Origin of the sequence: Novosphingobium sp. SG919, from assembly GCF_012932495.1 — a bacterium.
Taxonomy (GTDB): domain Bacteria; phylum Pseudomonadota; class Alphaproteobacteria; order Sphingomonadales; family Sphingomonadaceae; genus Novosphingobium; species Novosphingobium rhizosphaerae.
In genome coordinates this window covers 119,194-133,855 of the sequence record NZ_JABCNG010000006.1, presented here as the reverse complement: position 1 = coordinate 133,855, position 14,662 = coordinate 119,194, and the positions used below count along the sequence as shown (strand labels likewise).

Genomic DNA, 14,662 nt, shown 5'->3' with positions numbered 1-14,662 from the left:
CGGAAGAGATCCATGGTCGGAACGCAAGTCTTCGATGGCGAGCGCCTGCGACTCGCGCGCTTGGCAAAGGGGTTCACGCTCGACGAGCTGGGCAACCGTGTCAGCGCGACGCGGCAATATCTCAACCAGCTTGAGCAGGGTATAAAACTGCCGACCGAGGAGATGGTGGAGGCGCTTGCGGCCGCCTTGGGAGTGACGGTCCGTTTCTTCACGTTGTCGGCGCGGGGCGGGGTCTCTGCCGAGCAGTGTCATTTCCGAAAGCAAAGAACGACGCCGATATCTGTTGTCAGTCAGGTACTGGCGCGTGGGACGCTCCTCGATGGATTCGTCGACCGTCTGGACCGGGCGTTGGAACTGCCTAAAGTGTCATTCCCCGACATTCCGGTGAAGTCCACGGCCGATATCGAAGACGCAGCTGAACAAGCGCGCGAGCAGTGGATGCTGGGTACTGGCCCGATATCTAATATGATGCGCGTTGTCGAAAATGCCGGGGCCGTGGTGAGCTTCTTCGGCGGAGTGTCGGAGCGTGTTGACGCACTATCCATTGATCGGCCGCGGCCCATGATCATTCGGAGCGAGGCCAAGCCAGCCGCTTGCCGACTGCGCTTCGATCTGGCCCACGAATGCGGGCACTTGGTGATGCACAAGGGTATAGTGACTGGTGACAAGGTCACCGAAGATCAAGCCAATCGCTTTGCCAGCGCTTTTCTCCTGCCCCGTTCGGCGTTCATCCACGAATTCCCCCACAGCCGCATGCTGAACTGGACCGCTATCTTCGAAATGAAACTTCGCTGGAAAGTGTCGGCATCAGCGATCCTTCGGCGTGCTTATGATCTGAAGATGTTGACCGCGGATCAGTATCGGACCGGCTATATTCACCTGAGCAAGACTGGCCAGCGCAAGTTCGAACGGTATGACGATGTTATCGTGGCAGAGGAGCCCGAGCTGCTATCGTCCGCGATAGCGGCGCTGGAGCACGCCTATCCCGGCGCCGTGCGTCGGATCGCTGCCGACGCCGGCTTTGAGGACGACATGTTCGAAAGCGTTGCGGGTCTTGGTTTGCCGGAAGGGCCAGGATCGGATTCAACTAATGTGGTCTCGATCACGCGGTGCTGAAATTTGAGGCGCTCTGTTCGAGAATTGCCACTCTGCTAGGTCAGAATCGGATCCTGCGTAACCTGCTAAGTGAACGCCTGCTTTAACGGCACAGCCTTTCAGAAGCTGCCAGACCGGCTTCGGCCCATCGGCAGTCGCACTCGGATTGCCGGTTGGGAAAGCACTGGACGTCTGCTACTGCAAATCTCTGCCGTTCGACGCGTCAAATAATAAAACCAGCTCAGTCCCAATCTCGGTCCTTCACACCAAAGTTCCGCGAACCGCCTGTCGTGGGTGGCGGCGCACGGCGGCAGGAGCGGGAACCCCGTTGCCAAACCGCCCTTCCCATGCGTCAATGCCGCCATGCGACGATCATCCCCTCCGCTTGCCGAAATCACCTTCACCGGCGAAGTGATCGCCTGGCGCGGGCCAGCGCCTTATGTGTTCGTTGCCTTGCCGGACGAGACGGTCATGCCGGTGCGCGTCGCGGCGCGGGAGGCGAGCTATGGTTGGGGCGTCGTCCCGGTCGCCGTGTGGGTGCGGGATGTTGCCTTCACCACCTCGCTGTTCCCGCGGGAGGGAGGTTATCTGCTGCCGCTCAAGGTTGCAGTGCGCAAGGCGACGGGGATCGACTTGGGCGACCGGATTGCCGTGAGGCTGGCGGTCGTTGCGAAAAACGATCGCGCCTGATCGCCACACGCGAACCTGCGTGCCCAGCCGGAATCATGCGGTGAAGGGGGCTATGCCCCCTTCGAAATCCCTGTCTTCGTGCTCGCGGCTTACAGCGGGTTATCCAGCTTGATCACCGCTTCGTTGCTCTTGCGCTGCGTGGTGTGCAGCTGGCGCGGCTGGGCAAAGCTGGCGAGCACCTTGGGATCGCGGCCATAGATATCGGTAAAGCTGCGCATGGTGCCGTTCACGTCACGCGCCACGGTGAAATAGGTGATGTAGACCGGAAACGGCTTGGTCATCGGCACCTTGGTGTACTTGCCGGAAAGGTTGTATTCCACCGCCGTTTCCTTGGGCAGGTCGGCGCCCAGGATGGCCATGGTCATCGCCAGTTCGGTGGCGCGTTCGGCGCGGATGCAGCCGTGCGACAGCGCGCGGTTTTCCTGCGCGAACAGGTTCCGGTTGGGCGTGTCGTGGATATAGATGGCAAACTCGTTGGGCATGTCGAGCTTCACGCGGCCCAGCGAATTGTTCTCGCCCGGCTGCTGCACCACCTGGATCGTGCCGTCGGACAACTGCTTGACGGCATAGTTCATGCGCTTGGCTTTCGCCGGGTGGGCCAAGAGGTCCGCGCCCAGGCCTTCACCCTTCACGATCGACTGTGGCACCGTCCACGTGGGGTTGAACACCACGTTCTCCACCATTTCGGCCAGCTGCGGCGTGGCGGTCTTGCCCGGCTTGCCCACGATGGCACGATAGGTGGTGATGATCTGGTTGTTCACCGTCAGCCGCAGCATCTGCTCTGGCACGTTGATCATCAGATATTGCAGGCCAAGGTCGCGCGCCAGCCAGCGCCAGCGGTCCATGTTGGCGCGCACCAGGGCAAGCTTGGCCGGGTCCTTGGTGGTCTGCAGCAACTGGCGCAGCAGCGCGTAATCGGGGTGCGTGGGCAAGAGGCCGCGCAGCGTGCCTTTCACGTCGTGGCTTTCGGTGGCCTGGGCCAGCAGCGCGGAATTGGGGTGCAAGTCCTGGTCCGGGTCCACCGCGAACCACTGCTCGCGCGCGGTCATCGGCGTGCGCCCGTCGCGCAAGTCTTCGGCCAGCCACACGAACAGCCGGCTGGCCAACTGGTTCAGATCGTCGCCTTCGCCCTTGGCAATCGCGGCTGCCAGGGCGGCGGGCTGGTAATCGCGGGCGAACAGCCCTTCGGTGCCGATGCCGCGAATGGCCGAAAGCAGGTCCTTGGCATCCTGCAGCGTCCACACCGCCACGGGCGGCGGCGCTTCCACTTCGGGCAGGGCCGGGGGCGGAGTTGGCACGGCGACAGCAGCGCCTGGTGCGGGGGGCACGGCGGGGCTGGCGGCGGGGGCAGGGGGCACCTGGGCGGGCGTTGCCGGCCGACCGGAGTTGGCGCGCGCCTGCGGTGTCTGCGGCGTGGCGGGCTGGGCCTGGGCGGTCAGGTCCACCGGTCCCTTGCTGTCCTGCGTGCGCGCCAGGGCCGGGGTGGCAAGCGTTGATCCGGCAACAAGGCCAGAAACGATGGAAGCCATGGCCAGCGTCGTCGCGCCGGAAAGGCGCGCACGGAAACCGCGCTGCGGCCAGGTCTTGCGGGGGGTCATCGGTTCGAAATTCCCTGTTGCCATTCGGTTGCACGCACGTGGTGCACGGTTCATCTACTGCCCCATGCCTACCTGCCAATCAAGCAGCGAGGCTTTCGCCAAGCTGAATCCGCACATGGGCAAAGGCGCTTTTCATTGAAAACGAAAGGGGCGCCGCATCGTTTCCGGCATTTTGCCCCGATCTGCAATGGCCAGTGCGGCAGGGCGGCGCTATGGCCCAGCCATGCCTGGTTCAGACGTGCCTGCCCCGCGCCCGCTGCTGCCCATCCTTGTCGCCCTGGCAGGCCTTGCCAGTTTCAGCATGATGGACGGGGTGATGAAAGCCGCCTCGCTCGCGCTGGGCGCCTTTGCGGCGATCTTCTGGCGCAGCACCGCGGGCGCGCTGGTCATGGCGCCCTTGTGGTTGCGCGAAACGATGGTGCTGCGTGGCGGACGCCTGCCGCCCGCCGCCAGCCTGAAAGTGCACGTGCTGCGCGGGGTGGTGTCGGCCGGCATGGCCATCCTGTTCTTCGATGGCGTCGTGCGCATGCCACTGGCGCAAGGCATGGCCCTGTCGTTCGTGGCGCCGCTCATCGCGCTTTACCTGGCGGCAGTGACGCTGGGCGAAACGCTCAGCCGCCGCGCGGTGACCGGCTCGCTGCTCGCACTGGTCGGCGTGGCCGTGATTGCGGCCGACCAGCTGGGCGCCGCCCCCGGCCCCGATGCCTGGCGCGGGCTGGTGGAAATCCTCACTTCCTCGGTGCTGTATGCCGTCACCCTGGTGTTGCAACGACGCCAGGCGCAACTGGCCACGCCGGTGGAAGTGGCATTCTACCAAAGCATCGTCATCGCCCTGCTGCTCGCGCCCCTGGCCACGGTCTGGGCGCCCTGGCCCACGCCGGAGGAGTGGGGCCTGGTCCTCGCCGGCGCCGTACTGGCGGCCATGGCCATGATGCTGCTCGCCTGGGCCTATGCCCGCGCCCAGGCGCAAGTGCTGGTCCCGCTGGAATACACCGCCTTCATCTGGGCCGCCATCGTTGGCTGGCTGGCCTTTGCCGAACCGGTCACACGCGGCACGATCGCGGGTGTCACGCTGATCGTGGCCGGCTGCGCGCTGGCGACGCGGCGCGACGATCCGCCACCGGAGGTGATTTAGCCCCCTTTGGCAACCGCTGCACCGGCGACGGACGTGCCGGCGCCGGCTTGGCCGGCTGGCACGGTGAACTGGAATGTCGCGCCGATTTCCTGCCCCGTTGGCCCGTAGAAGCGCGGTGAAATTGTGCCCCAGTCGGTTCCGCCCTTGCCCAGCCCGGCCGTGGCGGGAGAGCCGTAGGCGAAGCTGGTGGCGAAACTGAGCGCACCGTAGTTCTGGCTGCCCGATGCCGACTGGCCCGCCAGGGTGAGCACGCCGCTCAGCGTCGCGGCCGAGAAGTCGGCATCGAAGCTGGAGGTTCCGGTGATTGCATAGCGGGCATTGGCCGCCGCATCTATGCCCGTGCCATAGGCCACGCCGGCATAGTGGGCCGTGCCGGTGCGCGCCGCAATGATGCCGGGGATCGTGTCGATGCCATAGACCGAGTATAGATTATAAGATTCGAAAGAGCCGGTGCGCTCGGTGAAATGGGCAAAGCTGGTATAAGTCAGCGCCAGTTCGGTGTTGGTGCTGCCCGCGGTATAGAAATCCGCCGTCACGTCGAACGGGCCAAGCGTCTTGCGATAGGTGGTGAAGTTGGGCGCGCTGGCTGCGATCTGGTCGGAGGTAGCGATCGTGCCATAGGCCATGGCAGAGCTGGGCCCGGGGAAGGAGAACGAGCCATCGACATTCCTGGTCAACTGGCCATTACCCGTCGACGTGGAAGAATTCAGGCCACTGTTGACCAGTTCAATCCAGGCGTTGGACGTGGAGAACAACTGATCGACGACGAAGTTGCTAAGCGCAATGTTGTATTCTTCCTTGTCGCCAGCCTTGGTTCCCAGAAGTGCCCCGGTGGCAGAGCTACCGTCAGCCCCGCTGGTGGAAAATACGGCGCCCAGTTCGCCGGCACCGGGCCCGTAGAAACGCCCGGTGACCTTGCCCTGCGACCCGCTGTTGCCCCCGCCATAGGCGGCATAGCCGGAAAACGTGCCGTCGCTGGCCGAAAGCTTTCCGGCCAGCCTCACGTCGATGCCGCCGCCTGAAACGCCCGCGCCGGAAACCAGCTCCGTATCGCTCACTGGGGTGACGGAGGTAAAGCCTCCGGTCAGGAAATCGACATTCAGCGACCCGGCCCCAGAGAACGAGCGCGGCTGCGCCCCGGGCTTGGTGGTTATGCCGAAGACATCAGTGTCGAACACTGCCGTTCCGGTATGCGGCACGGCCGAAGCGGGGCTTGGGATGCCATAGGTGACCATATCCAGCGTGGTATCCTGAATATTCCCACTGACCGCGTTGTGCTGCCACATGGCCCGGCCGACATAGCGCGGGCCGTTGCCGCCGTAGCTTGGTGCCCAGAGCGTCAGGTAATCATGGCCCCCGTTCGCGGCTTTGGAAAAGGCCGCCATCCCCTGTCCGCTTGACGTGATATCGCTTTTCGCAAAGCTCTGGCTGCGCCCGGCGGTGGTGATCGTGTAGGTACCACCCGACGGATTGTAGGTGATGGTCAGCGGCGCGCTGGCAGAACTGCCGGAAACGGTGTTGGACGTACCAAGATCGAACCGCGCGGTCTGCGTGGCGGCATCATTGGTGAACGACTGGGGCACCTTGAGCGCATCGAGCGAAGCGTTGGCGGGCGTTGGCGTGCTGGAAATCCCGTCTCCCGCGCCGCCGCATCCGGCCAAAGCCAGGGCCGACGCCAGCCCCGATGCCCGTGCCGCGAACTTGAGCCCCCGCATAGACCACTTCCTTGTTGCGTAATACTGCGGTTGCTTTCGCATTTTCGCGCAAGGATTTACAGGGCAAAAACTACCGGGCATCTTCCACACCGTCACCGCGAAAGAGCATCCCTTGTCTGGCCCGGCGCGCTTAGCTATATTTCTGGCTAAGGAGATGGTCGATGGCGCAGTTCTCGGTTCACGATGCCAAGACCAATCTCTCTCGCCTGATCGCCGAAGCGCTGGCGGGTGGTGACGTGGTGATCGCGCGCGGCAATGTGCCGGTGGTGCGTCTGGTGCCGGTCGAACCGCGCGGTCGCCGTGTCTTTGGCGCGCTCAAGGGCAAGATCGCCATGGACGCGCGGTTTGACGAGCCACTGCCCGAGGATGAACTGGGCGGGTGGAACCTGGCTTGAGGCTGCTGCTCGATACCCATGCGCTGATCTGGTGGCTGGCAGGGGACGAGGCACTGAGCCACCGCGCCCGCGAGGCCATTGCCGACGAGGCGATCATCGCCGGGCAGGGTTTTCCGAACTGGCAATCAGCGTGCGCCACGCCCGGCTCGCCGGGGACATGAACATCCCCCACAAAGACCCCTTCGACCGCCTGCTGATCGCCCAGGCCCAGGCCGAGGACATGACGCTGGTTTCGAACGAAGCGCTTTTCGATAACTTTGCCGTGAAGGGCCTCTGGTAGTCGGCAATTTGCTCTCGCCCATGCCAAGGGTTTCGATCCATGGCGGCAATTCAATATACTGCTCCCGGAATTTCCGTCAGGTTGATGTATGGATGATGGATTTGATCACGGCGTGACGATTAAAGGGATTTTGTAGTTTTCCCACGTGTATGCCTAATTGGCTCCACCGTGTTTGGTCGCGATGTTTCCGTAACTCCCCATAGTGATCCGATCAGCGTCCGACATGCCGTGTGTCAAAACCTGAGCTCTCTTTGCACATGCACAGCTCGGATGGATCTAACGGCCCTTTCATTGGCCGGCCTAGCTGCGTTACGCTCTGGAGAAAGGGGTTGGGCCGAATCGAGGGGTCTCAGTGCAATTGATCGATGATGACGGCCTTTTGCGCCTGTACATTGGCTATAACTTGCCGCCGAAAGCCAGTGAACTGACGCTACTTCTGCAGTCATTTTCTAATAGCTTCAATGAATTCAGCAAGGAAATCGGATATCCCGATCGCGAACTCGTTGTTAGGCAAATTTCGTCTGGAAGCATAAGCTTCTGGTTCGATATCATCGACAAAATTGGCGCGGCGTACGAGCTCGCCGAGACGGCGCTTTCCCACCGGCACCATCTCACGCTGTTCTGCCAACAGCTAGCTGCCTCGGCGCAATCAGCACTTAGTGGCCAACCCCTGCCTGGCCGAACGCAACTTTGGCGAGCGCTCGGGCGTCTTGCGGACCCCATAAAAATGGGGGAGGCCAACGTCGTCACCGCCAAGGTTAAGGGCGCGAACGGAGCGTTCCTTGAAATCACGGGCAAGCTCAGCGCCGAACAGATTGCGGCTATCGCGAGAGAGGTTGTGATACACCGACCTACCGCCCCGCCTGACGAGCCAGTCTTTCCGCAAGGCCTTACGCCAGAACAGTATTTCGAGCAGGAAGAAGATCGCGAGATGGGGATCGGGACGGGAGACGGCCCGCCGACCCGCTTCCCCCTCGTCTATCGCGACGCGAGATGGTTCGTAATCGACGGGAAGAAGCCGAAAATACGGTCGATCATCATACGCAACATGGATGAAAAGCAGGCAAAACAGCTCCGGCAACATAGGCGATACACTGTCACAGGACGAATCGTGAAAACACGCGAAGGGGATCGCTTCATCGCTGACTGGGGCTCAATCACCCGGGTATAGTCGGGAGCAACCTATTAGCTGACTCGGTATTAGTCCTTTTTCTAAGCTCGGGTATCGCATATTCGGAAAAATGCACGGTCTCACATGCAGTTGACTGGCCAAGGCCACGTGCGTGCCGCCACATCAACGGGCGGCCTCGCAAAAGACGATCCGCAAACCGATCTGGCAGCACCGCAAGGCATCGTTCCGATTTACTGTGCCCAATTTACTGATTTAATGTGACAGGTGGATTCACTGTGACATTTACTGTGCCAGGTGCAAAAAAACCCTAATTGCCTTGGAACCACACCCGCATCCCGCTTGCATTTGCCCGCGCGCCCCCATCTGCGCGTAGGGACAGGCTGGTCCTGCTCCTGTCAGGATAAGTCATCCACAATGCTGATCAACCGCTCGGGCTTTCCCTCTGCCAGTCCAGCGCCGGGGTCTGTCCGATCGGATGCCTGTTTTACCCACACCTACCCCAAATCGACCAACTGCACCCAGCATGAGACAATACTTCTGCTATTGCGTCGCAATAAGCGAAATCGCGCAAATTTAGCGATTTCCCGCCCTTGACGAGGTGGCCCGAACAGCGCATCGCGGCGCCGTTCACGAGAGGCCCGCTCGGCCATCGGTGCCCCCGGACATGGGCGTGGCCCCCGGCAAAGGCACCGGTTCTTTGCCCCTGCGGTCCCTCGCCAACGGCAGGAGGATTTCGCTTAGCCATGACCCAGGTCGGACAGGACTCGCTCGGCACGCGCAGCACGCTTACCGTAGGCGGCAAGAACGTCGCCTATTACTCCCTCAAGAAGGCCGCCGAAAAGTTCGGCGATGTCTCGCGGTTGCCCTTCTCGATGAAGGTGCTGCTGGAAAACCTTCTCCGTTTCGAAGACGGCGGCTTCACGGTCTCGACCGACGACGTCAAGGCCCTAGTCGATTGGCAGAAGAACCCGTCGAGCAGCGCCGAAATCCAGTACCGCCCCGCGCGCGTGCTGCTGCAGGATTTCACCGGCGTGCCCTGCGTGGTCGACCTTGCCGCGATGCGCGACGCCATTGCCAAGCTCGGCGGCGATACCAGCAAGATCAACCCGCTGGTGCCCGTGCACCTGGTGATCGACCACTCGGTCATGGTCGATGAATTCGGCCACCCCAAGGCGTTCGAACAGAACGTCGAGATCGAATATTATCGCAACGGCGAACGCTACGACTTCCTCAAGTGGGGCTCCAAGTCGCTGTCGAACTTCCACGCCGTGCCCCCGGGCACCGGCATCTGCCACCAGGTGAACCTGGAACACATCGCTCAGACGGTGTGGACCGCGGAAGACCAGGACGGCAACCTGGTGGCTTACCCTGACACTTGCGTCGGCACCGACAGCCACACCACCATGGTCAACGGCCTGGGCGTGCTGGGCTGGGGCGTGGGCGGCATCGAAGCCGAAGCGGCCATGCTCGGTCAGCCGGTCTCGATGCTCATCCCCGAAGTGGTGGGCTTCAAGTTCACCGGCCAGCTTCAGGAAGGCGTGACCGCCACCGATCTCGTGCTGACCGCCACCAACATGCTGCGCAAGCATGGCGTGGTCGGCCGCTTCGTGGAATATTTCGGCCCCGGCCTCGCCGGCCTGACCCTGGCCGACCGCGCCACGCTGGCCAACATGGCGCCGGAATATGGCGCCACCTGCGGCTTCTTCGGCATCGACGAAAAGACGCTGGACTACATGCGCCTGACCGGGCGCGAAGAAGACCAGATCGCCCTGGTCGAAGCCTATGCCAAGGAGCAGGGCTTCTGGATCGACCCCTCGGTCGAGCCGGTGTTCACCTCGACTCTCGAACTCGACCTGTCGACCGTCGTGCCTTCGCTCGCCGGCCCCAAGCGCCCGCAGGACAAGGTCAACCTTCCCGACGTGGACGACGTGTTCAACAAGGACCTCGGCGACCTTTACAAGAAGACCCAGTCGCGCGTGGCCGTCGACGGCAAGGACCATGACATCGGCGACGGTGACGTGGTGATCGCCGCGATCACCAGCTGCACCAACACGTCGAACCCCGGCGTGCTGATCGCCGCCGGCCTCGTCGCCAAGAAGGCCGACGAGCTGGGCCTCAAGCCCAAGCCCTGGGTCAAGACCTCGCTGGCACCGGGCTCGCAGGTCGTCACCGATTACCTGATCAAGGCCGGCCTCCAGTCGCACCTCGACAACATCGGGTTCAACCTGGTGGGTTATGGCTGCACCACCTGCATCGGCAACTCCGGCCCGCTGGCCGAGCCGATCAGCAAGGCGATCAACGAGAACGGCATCGTCGCCGCTTCGGTGATCTCGGGCAACCGCAACTTCGAAGGCCGTGTCAGCCCCGACGTGCGTGCCAACTTCCTGGCTTCGCCGCCGCTGGTCGTGGCCTATGCGCTCAAGGGCACGGTGATCGAGGATTTCACCACCACCCCGATCGGCACGAGCAAGGACGGCGCGGCGGTCTATCTCAAGGACATCTGGCCGACCAACGCCGAAGTCGCTTCGGTCATGGCCGGCGCGATGAACCGCCAGATGTTCCAGGCCCGCTATGCCGACGTCTACAAGGGCGACCAGCACTGGCAGGCGATCAACGTCACGGGTTCGGAAACCTATTCGTGGCGCGCCGGATCGACCTATGTCGCCAATCCGCCGTACTTCGAAGGCATGAGCATGACGCCGGCCCCGGTGTCCGACATCGTCGGCGCGAAGCCGCTGCTGATCCTGGGCGATTCGATCACCACCGACCACATCTCGCCGGCCGGCTCGATCAAGGCCGATAGCCCGGCGGGCAAGTGGCTGCAGGATCACCAAGTCGCCAAGGCAGACTTCAACTCCTACGGCGCGCGCCGTGGCCACCACGAAGTGATGATGCGCGGCACTTTTGCCAATATCCGCATCAAGAACGAAATGGTCCCCGGCACCGAAGGCGGCTTCTCGCGCTATGGCGACGAAGTGGGCGCGGTCTATGACGTGGCGCAGAAGTACAAGGCCGATGGCACGCCGATGGTGGTCATCGCCGGCAAGGAATACGGCACCGGCTCCTCGCGCGACTGGGCGGCCAAGGGCACCAACCTGCTCGGCGTGCGCGCCGTGATCGTCGAAAGCTTCGAGCGTATCCACCGTTCGAACCTGGTCGGCATGGGCGTGCTGCCGCTGCAGTTCCTGGAAGGCCAGACCCGCCAGACCCTGGGCCTGACCGGCGACGACGCGTTCACCATCGAAGGCGTCGCCAATCTCCAGCCGCGCCAGACCGTGACCGTGAAGGTCACCCGCGCCGATGGCAGCACGTTCACGTTCGATGCGCTGTGCCGCATCGATACCGCCAACGAGCTGGAATACTTCAACAACGGCGGCATCCTGCACTACGTGCTGCGCAAGCTGGCGGCCTGATCGCCACCGGCTTCACCGCCAGACGCAAGAAGGGCGGCTCCCTCCGGAGCCGCCCTTTTTCGTGTGCGGGGAAGGGGGCGGCCCCTCCACCCCATCGCTGCGTGACAGGGGGGATCAAGATCTTCCACGCTTGGCGGGGAGGTGGCAGGCGCGCAGCGGCTGACGGAGGGGCGTCTGTGCCGAAGCAGCCCACGAAAAAGGGGCGGCCTCCCCCCGAAGACCGCCCCTTCCGTGGAGCCCGTCAGGACCGGGCTTGACCGTGGATGCTCAAGCCGGCCTGCGGCGGCTCCGGCCCCAGCGCTGGCGTGCCACCAGTGCCGCTGCGGCGGTGCCAAACAGCAGGACCATCGAAGGCTCGGGCACGTCGGTGCCGCCATTGGTGGTGCCGCTGCTGGTCGATGTCGTCCCGCTCGACGAGGAGGACGTGCTGCTCGACGTGCTGGAGGAGGTGGACGAACTGGTCGAGCTCGACGTGGAAGACGAGGTGCTGCTGCTGGTTGACGTGGACGAGCTGGTCGACACGTTCCCCGACGAGGTCGACGTGGACGAACTGGTCGAGACATTGCCGGACGAGGTGGAGACGTTGCCCGAGGATGTCGACGAACTGGTGGAAACGTTGCCGGACGAGGTGCTGACGCTGCCCGAGGACGTGCTCACGTTGCCCGACGAGGTCGAGACGCTACCGCTCGACGTGGAGACGTTGCCGCTCGAGGTGGAAACGCTGCCGCTGGAAGTCGAGGTAGACCCGCCAGACGTGGAGGTCGAACCGCCCGAGGTGGACGTGCTGCCGCCCGAGGTGGAGGTGGAGCCGGTGCTGGTGGAAGAAACCACCACGCTGCCGCCGCCCCCGCCGCTGCCGCCGAAGAATCCGCCAAAGAAGCCGCCGCCAAAGCCGCCCACCGGCCCGCCGCCGATTACCACCGGCACCCCGCCGCCACCGCCGCCTTGCGCCTGCGGCGGCAAGGGGGCCATGTAGGGCACCGGAGCCATGGCATATTGCTGGGCGGGAATGCACGACTTGGTCGTGGCGGTGGTCACGATCTTGCGCTGGCGATGGACCACGCGGGGCGCGGCGCGGTGCACCACGCGGCGCGGCTTGGCCTGCTTGATCTTGATCGGCTTGACGTGATGGATCTCACCGGAAGAGGGCGCCTCGGAAACGTGTACCGCCCCGCCGCCCAGCACCGCGCCACCTGCTGCGCAGGCCGCCAGTTTTGCCAATGCCATCCGAACCGACATGATTGTTGCTTTCGCTTGAACCCCAGGGCGGCCTAGCAGAAACGGCTTAACAGGGTGCTGCCAGGCTTTCCCTCCCATGAACAACGCAGATCATAGCCGCAGCGTCCATCGCGTTAACCTGAAATCGACATGGATCGTGGCCATATTTCGTCGCATTTCGGGTCTCGGCGTTAACTCTGTCCCAAACTGGAACTTTTGACCGCGCTAGTGTTGCCGATTCCGACAGCCTTGCCGGGCTATTTGCCGCCGTCGGCGTCGAACAGGCCAGGCAAGGCACCCGGCAGTGGCGCTGGCATCTGCGCGCTGGGGGGGGTGATTCCCAGATGCTGCCAGGCCCGGTCGTTCAGGCAGCGGCCGCGCGCGGTGCGCGCCACCAGGCCCAATTGGATCAGGTAGGGTTCGATCACTTCTTCGATCGTGTCGCGCGGCTCCGAAAGGCCGGCAGCGAGCGTTTCCACGCCTACCGGGCCCCCCTTGTAGATATCGGCGATCATCATCAGGTAGCGGCGATCCTGCAGGTCGAGCCCCAGCGAATCGACTTCCAGCCGGGTCAGCGCCTCGTCGGCCAGGGTGCGGGTGATCGTGCCATCGCCCATCACTTGCGCAAAATCGCGCACCCGGCGCAGCAGGCGGCCGGCCACGCGCGGGGTGCCGCGCGCGCGCTGGGCAATCTCGCGCGCGCCCTGGGCATCGATGCCCACGCCCATCAGCGTGGCACCGCGAGTCACCACCCGCTCCAGTTCGGCCACGGTATAGAACTGCAGGCGCACGGGAATGCCGAAGCGGTCGCGCAGCGGCGTCTGCAACAGGCCCTGGCGCGTGGTCGCGCCGATCAGGGTGAACGGCGGCAGGTCGATCCGCACCGAGCGGGCCGAGGGTCCTTCGCCGATGATCAGGTCGAGCGCGCGGTCTTCCATCGCGGGATAGAGCACTTCCTCCACCACGGGATTGAGGCGGTGAATCTCGTCGATGAACAGCACATCGCCCGATTCCAGATTCGTCAGCAGCGCGGCCAGATCGCCCGACTTGGCAATCACCGGGCCGGATGTGGCGCGAAAACTCACCCCCAGTTCGCGCGCGATGATCTGCGCCAGCGTGGTCTTGCCCAGCCCCGGCGGCCCGAAGAACAGCACGTGGTCCATCGCCTCGCGCCGCTGCTTGGCGCTTTCGATGAAGATCTTGAGATTCTCGCGCGCGGCTTCCTGGCCGACGAATTCGGCCAGGGTCTTGGGCCGCAGCGCAGCATCAAGGTCTTCGGCCTGGGGCTGGGCGGAAAGCAGGGGGTTGTCGGTCATGCGAGGGCCGTTGACAGCGGGGAGGGCAAGGGGCGGGGCAGGGCCGGCATCACCCCGTCGCCCGCTTGAGCGCCACGCGCACCAGGTCGTTCAGCCGTGCTTCCTCGCCCAGTGCCTTTATCGCAAAGGCCACCGCGCTCGATGCCACGGCGGGCTTGAAGCCCAGGTTCTGCAAGGCGGAAATCGCGTCGGCGCTGGCCGAGCCGGCGGGCAGCGCCACATCGGCCTCTGCCGCCACGCCCAGCCCGCCCGAAAGGCCGGCCAGGCCCCCGGCCTTGTCCTTCAATTCGTTGACGATGCGGCTGGCCAGCTTCGGCCCCACGCCATTGGCGCGCGCCACCATCGCGGCATCGCCCCCGGCACAGGCGCGCTGCAATTCGTCCACCGACAGCGCCGAAAGGATGGCCAGCGCCACTTTCGAGCCCACGCCCTGCACCGCGGTGAGCAGGCGGAACCACGCGCGCTCGCCCGCGCTGGCAAAGCCGATCAGGCGCTGGTCGGTTTCGCTCACCTGCATTTCGGTGTGGAGCACGATTCCATCGCCGCGCACGCCCAGGTGGCTGAGCGTCTTGGCCGAGCAATGGACCAGGTACCCGACGCCATTGACGTCGATGATGGCCCAATCCGGGCCGGTGTCGTCGAGAATGCCGGTCAATTTGGCGATCATGGTTTGTT

The 14,662-nt window shown here is 63.9% G+C and carries 13 protein-coding genes; 8 read left to right on the top strand and 5 right to left on the bottom strand.

Annotation, left to right across the window (positions count from 1 at the left end; all coding sequences use genetic code 11):
- Positions 1-12 precede the first annotated feature (12 nt).
- Positions 13-1,116 carry an XRE family transcriptional regulator gene (locus tag FHT19_RS20735; RefSeq protein WP_169476630.1) on the top strand — a complete coding sequence of 368 codons (1,104 nt, stop codon included), beginning with the start codon at positions 13-15 and terminating at the stop codon, positions 1,114-1,116.
- Between the two features lie 342 nt (positions 1,117-1,458).
- Entirely contained in the window at positions 1,459-1,785 is a 327-nt protein-coding gene (locus tag FHT19_RS20730; RefSeq protein WP_169476629.1) for a DUF1905 domain-containing protein, read from the top strand.
- 89 nt (positions 1,786-1,874) lie between these two features.
- Here the strand turns inward: FHT19_RS20730 and FHT19_RS20725 are convergent, their stop codons facing one another.
- Positions 1,875-3,383, bottom strand: coding sequence for a L,D-transpeptidase family protein (locus FHT19_RS20725; RefSeq protein ID WP_246866130.1), 1,509 nt, complete (start codon positions 3,381-3,383; stop codon positions 1,875-1,877).
- 223 nt (positions 3,384-3,606) lie between these two features.
- Between FHT19_RS20725 and FHT19_RS20720 the strand changes: the two genes are divergently transcribed.
- Complete coding sequence (locus tag FHT19_RS20720; protein ID WP_211185022.1) at positions 3,607-4,518, top strand: DMT family transporter; 912 nt, start codon at positions 3,607-3,609, stop codon at positions 4,516-4,518.
- On the opposite strand, the gene FHT19_RS20715 is transcribed toward FHT19_RS20720, so the two are convergent.
- Entirely contained in the window at positions 4,515-6,233 is a 1,719-nt protein-coding gene (locus FHT19_RS20715; protein WP_169476627.1) for a transferrin-binding protein, read from the bottom strand. The genes FHT19_RS20720 and FHT19_RS20715 overlap by 4 nt on opposite strands.
- Positions 6,234-6,394: 161 nt before the next feature.
- Here FHT19_RS20715 and FHT19_RS20710 point away from each other — a divergent pair, with 161 nt between their 5' ends.
- The 5 genes from FHT19_RS20710 (at position 6,395) to acnA (ending at position 11,453) form a co-directional block, all read left to right on the top strand.
- Positions 6,395-6,628 (top strand): type II toxin-antitoxin system prevent-host-death family antitoxin, encoded by a 234-nt coding sequence (locus FHT19_RS20710; RefSeq protein WP_169476626.1) that lies wholly within the window; start codon positions 6,395-6,397, stop codon positions 6,626-6,628.
- The gene (locus tag FHT19_RS24480; protein ID WP_248290585.1) at positions 6,625-6,789 is read left to right on the top strand and encodes a hypothetical protein; all 165 of its coding nucleotides are present in this window, start codon (positions 6,625-6,627) and stop codon (positions 6,787-6,789) included. Before FHT19_RS20710 ends, FHT19_RS24480 begins: the two co-directional genes overlap by 4 nt.
- Positions 6,786-6,908: a hypothetical protein gene (locus FHT19_RS24685; RefSeq protein WP_282436508.1), complete on the top strand. Its 123-nt coding sequence runs from the start codon at positions 6,786-6,788 to the stop codon at positions 6,906-6,908. Before FHT19_RS24480 ends, FHT19_RS24685 begins: the two co-directional genes overlap by 4 nt.
- A 352-nt stretch (positions 6,909-7,260) precedes the next feature.
- On the top strand, positions 7,261-8,079 hold the full coding sequence (locus FHT19_RS20700; protein ID WP_169476625.1) for a hypothetical protein: 819 nt from the start codon (positions 7,261-7,263) through the stop codon (positions 8,077-8,079).
- Between the two features lie 704 nt (positions 8,080-8,783).
- Positions 8,784-11,453: an aconitate hydratase AcnA gene (acnA, locus tag FHT19_RS20695; protein ID WP_169476624.1), complete on the top strand. Its 2,670-nt coding sequence runs from the start codon at positions 8,784-8,786 to the stop codon at positions 11,451-11,453.
- A gap of 267 nt (positions 11,454-11,720) precedes the next feature.
- On the opposite strand, the gene FHT19_RS24475 is transcribed toward acnA, so the two are convergent.
- From FHT19_RS24475 to ruvA, 3 genes are all read right to left on the bottom strand, one after another.
- Positions 11,721-11,801 (bottom strand): hypothetical protein, encoded by an 81-nt coding sequence (locus FHT19_RS24475; protein WP_246866155.1) that lies wholly within the window; start codon positions 11,799-11,801, stop codon positions 11,721-11,723.
- Positions 11,802-12,928: 1,127 nt separating this feature from the next.
- Positions 12,929-13,987, bottom strand: coding sequence for a Holliday junction branch migration DNA helicase RuvB (gene ruvB, locus FHT19_RS20685; RefSeq protein ID WP_169476622.1), 1,059 nt, complete (start codon positions 13,985-13,987; stop codon positions 12,929-12,931).
- 49 nt (positions 13,988-14,036) lie between these two features.
- Entirely contained in the window at positions 14,037-14,654 is a 618-nt protein-coding gene (ruvA, locus tag FHT19_RS20680) for a Holliday junction branch migration protein RuvA (protein WP_169476621.1), read from the bottom strand.
- Positions 14,655-14,662: the final 8 nt, after the last annotated feature.

Bases quoted from the DNA above. Each gene is read 5' to 3' on its own strand.
- FHT19_RS20735 (WP_169476630.1), top strand. From the start codon at position 13: ATGGTCGGAACGCAAGTCTTCGATGGCGAGCGCCTGCGACTCGCGCGC.
- FHT19_RS20730 (WP_169476629.1), top strand. From the start codon at position 1,459: ATGCGACGATCATCCCCTCCGCTTGCCGAAATCACCTTCACCGGCGAA.
- FHT19_RS20725 (WP_246866130.1), bottom strand. From the start codon at position 3,383: ATGACCCCCCGCAAGACCTGGCCGCAGCGCGGTTTCCGTGCGCGCCTT.
- FHT19_RS20720 (WP_211185022.1), top strand. From the start codon at position 3,607: ATGCCTGGTTCAGACGTGCCTGCCCCGCGCCCGCTGCTGCCCATCCTT.
- FHT19_RS20715 (WP_169476627.1), bottom strand. From the start codon at position 6,233: ATGCGGGGGCTCAAGTTCGCGGCACGGGCATCGGGGCTGGCGTCGGCC.
- FHT19_RS20710 (WP_169476626.1), top strand. From the start codon at position 6,395: ATGGCGCAGTTCTCGGTTCACGATGCCAAGACCAATCTCTCTCGCCTG.
- FHT19_RS24685 (WP_282436508.1), top strand. From the start codon at position 6,786: ATGAACATCCCCCACAAAGACCCCTTCGACCGCCTGCTGATCGCCCAG.
- acnA (WP_169476624.1), top strand. From the start codon at position 8,784: ATGACCCAGGTCGGACAGGACTCGCTCGGCACGCGCAGCACGCTTACC.
- FHT19_RS24475 (WP_246866155.1), bottom strand. From the start codon at position 11,801: ATGGTCCTGCTGTTTGGCACCGCCGCAGCGGCACTGGTGGCACGCCAG.
- ruvB (WP_169476622.1), bottom strand. From the start codon at position 13,987: ATGACCGACAACCCCCTGCTTTCCGCCCAGCCCCAGGCCGAAGACCTT.
- ruvA (WP_169476621.1), bottom strand. From the start codon at position 14,654: ATGATCGCCAAATTGACCGGCATTCTCGACGACACCGGCCCGGATTGG.